Origin of the sequence: Zwartia vadi (assembly GCF_030410375.1) — a bacterium.
GTDB classification, from domain to species: domain Bacteria; phylum Pseudomonadota; class Gammaproteobacteria; order Burkholderiales; family Burkholderiaceae_B; genus Zwartia; species Zwartia vadi.
Genome location: NZ_JAUHHE010000043.1, coordinates 1 through 1,207 on the forward strand (window position 1 = coordinate 1; position 1,207 = coordinate 1,207).

At 50.5% G+C, this 1,207-nt stretch carries 1 protein-coding gene; it reads left to right on the top strand.

Going from position 1 to position 1,207, the window contains the following annotated elements:
• The first annotated feature begins 67 nt into the window (after nt 1–67).
• Nucleotides 68–1,188, top strand: a protein-coding gene (locus tag QWY27_RS15240; RefSeq protein ID WP_290199283.1) for an IS3 family transposase whose coding sequence is annotated in 2 segments (ribosomal slippage) — nt 68–326 and nt 326–1,188 — 1,122 coding nt in all. Because the reading frame shifts where the segments join, the coding sequence is not laid out codon by codon here.
• The last annotated feature ends 19 nt before the right edge of the window (nt 1,189–1,207 follow it).

Below are 1,207 nucleotides of genomic sequence, written 5' to 3' on the forward strand. Positions count from 1 at the left end.
TGACCTGTCCCAACTTTTTCGATCCAAGATAACTTGAGACAATGGCCTCTTCGAGAGTGAGAGGCAAATGAAGAAGACGCGATACAGCGATGAACAGATTGTTCGGATTCTGCGGGAAACGGACAAAGATCCCGTTGCAGAGGTAGCCAAACGCCATGGCGTGAGCGAACCGACGATTTATGCATGGCGTAAGAAGTTTGGCAGCATGGAAACGGATGAGGTCAAGCGCCTTAAAACGCTGGAGTCGGAGAATGCTAGGTTGCGCAAACTTCTCGTTGATCGGGATCTTGAAATTGAGGTCATGAAGGAGATCAACGCAAAAAAATGGTGAGCGCACAGTCCCGATTGATTCAGGCGCGGTATGCCATCTCTCGTGGTGTATCTCAACGCCGGGCCTGTGCGCTCATGGATGTTTCACGCTCTGGCTTGTATTACCAGTTGAGAATGCCAGTAAAGGATGCTCCAGTGATTCAAGCCATGCATCGTTTGTCAGGGCAGTATCCTCGCTTTGGCTCTCGCCGTATCCGGATATTCCTTGGGCGAGAGGGGCTGGAGGTAGGAAAGGAGCGTTGTTCACGCTTGTGGCGTGAGGCTGGGCTGCAAGTCCCTGCCAAACGTAAGCGTCGCAGGATCGCGTCCTCACAGCCTCGTCCTTGTTTGCCAACTGGCAAAAACAGTGTTTGGAGCTATGACTTTGTCTATGATGCATGTGCCAACGGGCAAACATTGAAATGCCTGACAGTAGTAGATGAGTACACACGGGAATGCTTGGCGATTGATGTGGCCGGAAGCATCCGAGCAAAGCGTGTCATTGAGGTGCTCAGCAAATTGGTGAGCCTGCGTGGTGCACCGAAATACTTGAGAAGCGACAACGGGCCGGAATTTGTGAGTACCAAGCTCCTGAAATGGGCTGTGGATGAACAGCTGGAGACGGTTTTGATTGAACCAGGCAAGCCTTGGCAAAACGGTACGAATGAAAGCTTCAACGGCAAGTTTCGAGATGAATGCTTATCGATGGAATGGTTTAGAAATCGTTTGGAGGCCAGAGTGATCATTGAGGATTGGCGACGCCACTACAATGAAATCCGACCCCATTCCAGTTTGAACTACCTGACCCCTCGAGAATTCGTGGGAACACTGACTAATGAATTAACAACCCAGGCCAGAATTTCTAGTTACCACTGGTAGGAAATTCCCGGACAGGTCA